The organism is Levilactobacillus yiduensis, assembly GCF_024718525.1.
In the GTDB taxonomy this organism is placed as follows: Bacteria; Bacillota; Bacilli; order Lactobacillales; family Lactobacillaceae; genus Levilactobacillus; species Levilactobacillus yiduensis.
In genome coordinates this window covers 55916-62930 of record NZ_JAMXAZ010000018.1, presented here as the reverse complement: position 1 = coordinate 62930, position 7015 = coordinate 55916, and the positions used below count along the sequence as shown (strand labels likewise).

Sequence of the window (7015 nt, the reverse complement as noted above, 5' to 3'; positions counted from 1 at the left end):
AAGCATCATTTATTTAAGTTAGATACATATTATATGTACGAAGGCATTTCGTTTACACAAGATTCTTGACGCTACCATAAAATTAATGCTGTGACTACTATACGCAGATTTGTCGTTTGTGTCAACTAGCTTGACAATCTTTTTAGAATATCTATACTAGTTGGAGAAAAGGAAACATTGATGATAGAAGAACTCATAAATTTCATAACCGCTTTCATTTATACGATACCGGGATTTCCCGCAATGGAATAGAAAGGTGGGCGTTGCTCATTATGGACGAAGATGCATCAAATTTATTAAAAAGAATGCCGATTGAGAAGCTAATCTTGGGAATCGGGGATGTGGCCGCAGCGACTGGGGTCTCACAGAGTCAGATTCGTTACTGGGAAAGCAAAGGCTACATTCACAGTGAGGCGTCAACCGACGGCAAGAACCGCAAATTTTCCTATAAGACGGTGCTCAAGGTCCAACAGATCAAGACGTACCTGGATGACGGCTACACCTTGGTGGGCGCGGCTAAGCAGTCGCAACGGCGGTCCAGTTATTTTGACACACTGCGGTCATTTTTTGAGGGGCGCTTCGTGAACATGGACGTGAGTGCCGAGTCGGCTAGCATCGACCTGGGCCACTTTGATCCAGAACCCGGTAAGGACTTGGTCGCGCAAAGATCTGGCGACCAGTGGCAGTTTAAGCTGATTGATACCAAGAATTAGGGCCATTTGATTGTTTATCGTTGGTAACAATGGTAATCTGAAGGCACGGGAACATTTCTCGTAGGTGGCAGAAAAAACTTTCGATACCAATCGATCTTCTGGCTGGATTGGTGGTCAATCATGTTGTTGACGTGTTGTGAAACCAGGCGAATAACCATTAGTAATAGCGCGTTTATCTTGCGCATGGACTACGTTGGCAATATGTCAGCGTAAGCGATCGTGAAACTAAAACGACGTGTTTTCTGGAAAATTAATTGTGATTTTTCTCTCGCCGCCTACCGTTCTCGTGAGGCCCACTCAAGTTTAGAAAGTTCTTGGGTGGGTTTTTGTGTGGGCTGAAAAAGTGAAAACTTCTTGAGAAAATGGCAAAAAACTGTGAAAATGATCCGCGCTAAAATGCCGGTGTGACGGGTTTTCATGCTGTTACTGAAAAATTGTTAGCAAAAATCGCTTCTCTTTGGTTGTAATCTCTGGCGAACGTGTTAATATTACAAAATCGCTTTAAACCAAAAACAAGAAGGATGGTGTTAACACATGCTGTTACGACAAGCTACTATGGCTGACTTACCTCAAATTGAATCGATTATCCGTGATGGCCGAGAGTTACTCGCGGCCCAAGACATTGATCAATGGCAAGGATCATACCCCAACACGGCTGTCTTAGTCGACGACATTCACCAAGGATGGACCGTCGTGCTCGAGGAAGACAATGAAATTTTGGGAACCGCCGCATTGATTCCCGGAGAGGACCCAACCTATAAACAGATTGAAGGTCAGTGGCTGACCAAACAAGCCCCATACTTGGCCATCCATCGGGTAGCTGTGTCGAGCCACCATCACGGCCGCGGTCTGGCGGGCGAATTGTTCCAACGGTTATTCACGCAAATTGATCACGCGGCTTCGATCGAAAGCATCCGGATCGATACGCATCCCCACAACATGGCGATGCAACACGTCATCAAGAAGAACGGTTTCACAGAAACTGGTCAGATTGATCTGGCGGCTGCGGGCATGCCGGGCACCAAGGACTTCGCCTACGAACGGTTAACGGTCAACGCTAAGCCGGCTCATGTGACGGCCACGCAAACCATTAAGTAATTAAAATCTACTATAATATATGGGAATTGGTTTCGCTTTCAAGCGAGCTGATTCCCATTTTTTGTTGGGTCATTTTGGACGACACGCTGACTCAATCTAGCCAGCCGTCAGCCAAGTGACTATGCAAACTCACCGTCATCACAACAAATTTTAATGAGGTTTACCGAAAACCGGCTTTTCATTGACCCTAAATTCTGCGATAATAGAGGTTAAAGCAATGGGGGCGAGACAATTGGAGAAGAGTCTCTCTGGGGGCCGGTTTCTACTGGTAACTATCTTGAACGTGGTCATCACGATTTTTGAATTGTTGGGTGGCCTGTTGTCAGGCAGTCTGTCGTTACTGTCAGATGCCTTCCACAATCTGGGGGATGCATTATCAATTGTTCTGAGCTACGTGGCGCACCGCATTGGTGGGCGTCGCCAGACCCGGAGCAACACGTATGGCTACCGGCGAGCGGAAATTTTGGCCGCACTGTTAAATGCCGGTGTTTTGATTCTGATTTCACTGATTCTGGCGGTCGAGGCCGTACGACGGTTATTGCATCCGGAACCGGTGAAAGGCGACGTGATGTTAGTTGTCGCCGTCGTTAGTTTTTTGGCAAATTTGTTTTCAACCGTCCTGTTAAATCACGGGGCCAAGCACAATCTGAATATCCGCGCGACGTATCTGCACTTACTGAGTGACGCACTGGCCTCTGTCGGTGTGATCATCGGGGCCATCCTGATCACGGTCTGGCAGGTCAGCTGGGTCGACCCGGTCATTACGATCCTGGTCGCGGGCTATATCAGTTATGAATCCTGGCCCATTATCAAGCAGACCTTTGGCATCTTGATGGAGGCCTCACCGAAGCTGGACTACGAGGCCATTGCGCATGACCTGTGCCAACTGCCTAAGGTCGAGGGCGTCCATCACATTCACGCCTGGCTGATTGACGAGAACAACATTGCCTTTTCCGTCCATGTGAACATGGACAACCTGCCGTTGAGCGAGATTGAACCGATTTACCGGCAGATTGAAACGTTGCTGTGCCACAAGTACGGCATCAATCACGTGACGATTCAGGCGGAATGTCGCCGCGGCAAGGACGAGGATTTATTTTTCAAGCAAAACGACTGGCGCCACGATTAGACTTGCACTACGGCGCGATTCGCGGTATAAATGAGGCACTATCTAGATGAGGTGAACAGTGATGACTCCGATGAAGGAGGATTATTTAAAAATTATTTTTGAGCTGGGCGGGAAGCAGAAAAAGGTTTCCAATAAGCAGATCGCCATCAGCTTGAACATTGCGGCGGGTTCCGTGACCGAAATGGTGAATAAAATGGCGGCGGAAGGATTGGCGGAACACACGCCTTACGCCGGTATTTCGTTGACCAATAAGGGTATTCGCCTGGCCGAGGATCTGGTCCGCAAGCACCGGATCTGGGAAGATTTCTTGGTGGAGAAGCTCGACTATGATCTGCCAGACGTCCACGATGAAGCTGAGGTCTTGGAACACGTGACGAGTGCCAAATTGGTCAACGCCCTGGACGACATGCTGGGCAATCCCACGCACTGTCCTCATGGTGGGGTGATTCCAGACCGTTACGGCCATTATCATGAAGACTCACATACGGTGCTCAATGACGCGGCGGACGGTGAGATTGTTTCCGTGGACCGCTTCATTGACAACCACGATCTCCTGACGTACCTGGGTGATTTAAAGCTTGATATCGGCGATCAGTTGAAGATCATCAAGCACGACCCGTTCGAAGGCCCCGTCACGGTGCAGAACTTAACGGATGATGCTGAACTGATCGTGAGCTACAAGGCAGCACATTATATTTTTGTCAAATAAGCAAGTGACAGACCGTTGGCGAGGGCTAGCGGTCTTTTTGTTTAGTGGCTGGGTGATTTGGGAGGCAAAACAGCGCGACTTTGGCTGGTTTCGTGATACTATTAATTGTGAAGGGAGCGATTAACATGTTGAAACAACAGGTCATGACCATTTTAGCGGTCGCCACGCTAGGTGTCGGGGCAACCACCATCTTACCAGCGCCAGAATCAGCTGCTGCCAAGCAGAATGTCTATCAGCGGATTCCCAAGGCTTATCGGGGAACCTGGCACCTCAAACACTCGACGGGAAAGCTGAAAAAGGGCCTCAAGCTCAAGATTGGCGCCCGGTCATTCAAGAGTGACTTCGGTAGCTACCAAAAGAAACAACTCGGTGTACATATCGGCAAGAAGACAGTTTCGGTCTTTCAAATTGCGAAGGGCCAACAGGTTGGCAAATACAACGTTTTGCGCAAGACCCATTACCGCAACCGGGTCGCATTGAAATGGACGTTTGATACGGTGTCCTCGTACTACGTGAAATAACGAAGTGGAGCTTGGGACTAAACTGCTCAGGCTCCTTTTCTATGGCCTGGAGGATACCCACATTGGCTAGCGATTTCGCCTGGTGGGGAATACGGGTAGCCTGAGACGTGACCTTCAGCTCAAAGGCGAGGTGTCGAGACCGCACTGTGGCTCGACCCGTCCGTCCACAGCGAACCGGCTCATATTTGGCGGACGGACGGCGGCCAGCCCAAACCAAGTAGCAGGCTACAACAAATTTCATTTTTCAAAAAGTTTTACGGAAAAAGCGGATTGCGTATTTCCCCAGCCGGTGCCATGCCGTATAATGAAAAAAACACGTGTGAGAAGAGAGGGAACCGGGATGAGCAGTCAGAAGAAACGTGATCAGCTGATTCTCCATACCGCGCTAACGGCAGGGCGGATCATGATCGAGAACGGGTCAGAAATTGAGCGGGTCGAGGATACGATGACCCGTATCGCCCACAACGCTGGGGCCCAGACCAGTCAGCTCTTCGTGATGATCACCGGTATCCTCATGGCCATTAATGGCGAGGTGGGGGCCCAGATCGAACCCGTCAAGCGGCGGACCTTTGACCTGGAAAAGATTGCCGTGGTCAATGATCTGTCGCGGCAGTTTGCGGACCACAAAATTAATTTGCGGCAATTTGCGGACCGCCTGGACCATTTGGACAGCGTCAGCCGTTACTTCCCGTTTTGGCTCCAGCTGCTGGCGGCGGCCATGGTCAGTGGGCCACTGGAAGTGGTCTTTCGTCATAACCTGCCGGACTTTTGGATCACCTGCGTCGTGGGGATGCTGGGCTGGTGGGTGTACTACATTTTGAGCAAATACATTCAAATTCGTTTCTTGTCCGAATTTACCTCGGCGGCCGCAATTGGCATTATGGCGGTCATCTTTGTCCATTGGGGCCTGGGAAACAGCGTCGATGACATCATCATCGGGAGCGTGATGCCACTGGTGCCCGGGGTGCCCATCACCAACTCGGTGCGCGACATTCTGGCCGGCAACCTGGTCAGTGGGCCGGCACGGGGTGTTGAAGCACTGGTCAGTGCAGCGGCAATCGGGTTTGGCATCGCCATGGTATTACAATTCTTATGAGTAAGGAGGCAAACCGATGTCGGTTTTAGAATTTATCATCGAAGTTGGCGGGACCTACGTGGCTACGATTGCCTTTGGGATTCTGATCAACATCCCCCGGCGTGCGCTCAATGTGGGTGGCTGGATCGGCGTCTTGGGCTACGTGCTCTACCGCTTCACGGTCCTGTGGGGTGGCGGCTATGTGGTCGGCAATCTACTGGGGGCCGTGGCCATTGGGGTGGCCTCTCTACAAGCAGCGAAAATTAAAAAAATGCCCATGATCCTCTTTAACATCCCGGCCATTGTGCCGCTGGTGCCCGGGGGACAGGCTTACCAAATGATCAAGAACTTTGCACTGGGCCAAAACTCCACGGCCTTCGTGTTCCTCTTACAGGTGGTCATGATTTCTGGAGCGATTGCCTTTGGCTTTCTGTTGTCAGAATTGGTCAACCGGATTCAACGCCGGTTTTGGCGGCATCACAAGCGTTTATAAAAGTGTTAATACTGGCAGGAACGCTAGAAATTTGGCAACGGGGTGGTATACTCATTGCTAGGGGTTTTCCCAGAATCGGGTATGACGAAAGGAATAGTTAACTATGATGTTATTTAATCGTGACCGTGACCGGCCGTGGAAATTTACCTTGGCAACGGCCTTGTTTTTGGTCGTGGCCATTTACATAAAAGCGCAGAACGCCTACGTGGAATTTCTGGACTCGTCCATCGTGGATGTGATTCAAAAGAATCAGCCGGAATGGAAGACGTTGTTGTACCGGGGTGTGACTAGCCTGGCCGAGCCGAAGTTAGACATTATTTGGGTGTTGATCTTGGCCTTCCTACTGTGGGGATTCAAGTTCAAGATTCCCGCGCTCTGGTGTCTGGCGACCTTGGCTGGCGGGGATGTCATTGCCAGTCTGGTGAAGGAACTGGTCAAGCGGGCCCGGCCCTCGACCCACTTAGCAATTGATGATGGCTATAGTTTTCCCAGTGGCCACGTCTTCGGGACGTTCTTGATCATTGCCATGATCTGGGTCATCTTGGTCCCGATGATTGTGACGGCTTGGCGGGCATGGTTGGTCCGTATCCTGTTGATCATCTGGCTGGGACTCGTCATGATCTCGCGGGTATACTTAAACGCCCACTTCCCAACGGATACCATCGGCGCAGCCTTATTAGCTTACCTTTGGTTACAGTTCGCAGAAGGACTCTACATTCGCTTAGCGCCGGTCATGCAGAAATGGCCGCTGCTGAAGCGCTCAGAAATTTAAGACGTGAGGCAATCATCTGGTTGGGTGGTTGTCTTTTTATTTGCCCGCAGAACTGGCCAGGGCAAACAAAAATCCCCTCTCAAGGCGAGAAGGGATTGCGGTTTTAAAATTTACTGGTTGTCGATAAAAGATTGAAGGTAGAAGCACCGCGTTGTTTGGCAGACGACAGCGTTCTACCCGCTAGGCATTGGTGAAACTGGGCTCCTACGTCAGCCAGGGCTCCGCTTGCTATGGGGAACACCTTCAGCCTGAGGAGCGGTCTTCCGGCTCGCTTGAAAGCCTGGCAAAGTTCACCAGTCTCTCAAGTCGTCCCGCCCAGTAACCTGGCAAGAAACGCCAGCTAACTGGGCCGACACAGCTAGCTCCACCCTAGCTGCCTCCGGCAAGTTGACGTCTATCAGTAAAACTGCATTGGCTGGTGTTAGTTGACAAGTTAACTGTTACCGAGGGGTAAGCCGATGATTGTTGGCAAGTACTGCTGTAGCCGAGAGTTCGCCAAATATGG

Annotated in this window: 8 protein-coding genes; all 8 read left to right on the top strand. The window is 50.5% G+C overall.

What is annotated here, in order from left to right:
- Positions 1-272 precede the first annotated feature (272 nt).
- The 8 genes from NGM66_RS10350 to NGM66_RS10315 all read left to right on the top strand — a co-directional run bounded on the left by NGM66_RS10350 (position 273) and on the right by NGM66_RS10315 (position 6510).
- Positions 273-713: a MerR family transcriptional regulator gene (locus NGM66_RS10350; RefSeq protein WP_208910536.1), complete on the top strand. Its 441-nt coding sequence runs from the start codon at positions 273-275 to the stop codon at positions 711-713.
- 534 nt (positions 714-1247) lie between these two features.
- Positions 1248-1811: a GNAT family N-acetyltransferase gene (locus tag NGM66_RS10345; RefSeq protein ID WP_258115601.1), complete on the top strand. Its 564-nt coding sequence runs from the start codon at positions 1248-1250 to the stop codon at positions 1809-1811.
- A gap of 232 nt (positions 1812-2043) precedes the next feature.
- A complete protein-coding gene (locus NGM66_RS10340) occupies positions 2044-2940 on the top strand; it encodes a cation diffusion facilitator family transporter (protein WP_208911060.1) in 897 nt (298 codons plus the stop codon).
- A gap of 61 nt (positions 2941-3001) precedes the next feature.
- On the top strand, positions 3002-3649 hold the full coding sequence (locus NGM66_RS10335; protein ID WP_208909172.1) for a metal-dependent transcriptional regulator: 648 nt from the start codon (positions 3002-3004) through the stop codon (positions 3647-3649).
- Positions 3650-3756: 107 nt separating this feature from the next.
- On the top strand, positions 3757-4170 hold the full coding sequence (locus NGM66_RS10330) for a hypothetical protein (RefSeq protein WP_258115600.1): 414 nt from the start codon (positions 3757-3759) through the stop codon (positions 4168-4170).
- 340 nt (positions 4171-4510) lie between these two features.
- Complete coding sequence (locus tag NGM66_RS10325) at positions 4511-5266, top strand: threonine/serine exporter family protein (protein ID WP_208909174.1); 756 nt, start codon at positions 4511-4513, stop codon at positions 5264-5266.
- Between the two features lie 16 nt (positions 5267-5282).
- Positions 5283-5738: a threonine/serine exporter family protein gene (locus NGM66_RS10320; protein ID WP_135367543.1), complete on the top strand. Its 456-nt coding sequence runs from the start codon at positions 5283-5285 to the stop codon at positions 5736-5738.
- A gap of 103 nt (positions 5739-5841) precedes the next feature.
- The gene (locus NGM66_RS10315; protein ID WP_208909175.1) at positions 5842-6510 is read left to right on the top strand and encodes a phosphatase PAP2 family protein; all 669 of its coding nucleotides are present in this window, start codon (positions 5842-5844) and stop codon (positions 6508-6510) included.
- The last annotated feature ends 505 nt before the right edge of the window (positions 6511-7015 follow it).

Coding starts and splice junctions, on each gene's coding strand:
- NGM66_RS10350 (WP_208910536.1), top strand. CDS start 273: ATGGACGAAGATGCATCAAATTTATTAAAAAGAATGCCGATTGAGAAG.
- NGM66_RS10345 (WP_258115601.1), top strand. CDS start 1,248: ATGCTGTTACGACAAGCTACTATGGCTGACTTACCTCAAATTGAATCG.
- NGM66_RS10335 (WP_208909172.1), top strand. CDS start 3,002: ATGACTCCGATGAAGGAGGATTATTTAAAAATTATTTTTGAGCTGGGC.
- NGM66_RS10325 (WP_208909174.1), top strand. CDS start 4,511: ATGAGCAGTCAGAAGAAACGTGATCAGCTGATTCTCCATACCGCGCTA.
- NGM66_RS10320 (WP_135367543.1), top strand. CDS start 5,283: ATGTCGGTTTTAGAATTTATCATCGAAGTTGGCGGGACCTACGTGGCT.
- NGM66_RS10315 (WP_208909175.1), top strand. CDS start 5,842: ATGATGTTATTTAATCGTGACCGTGACCGGCCGTGGAAATTTACCTTG.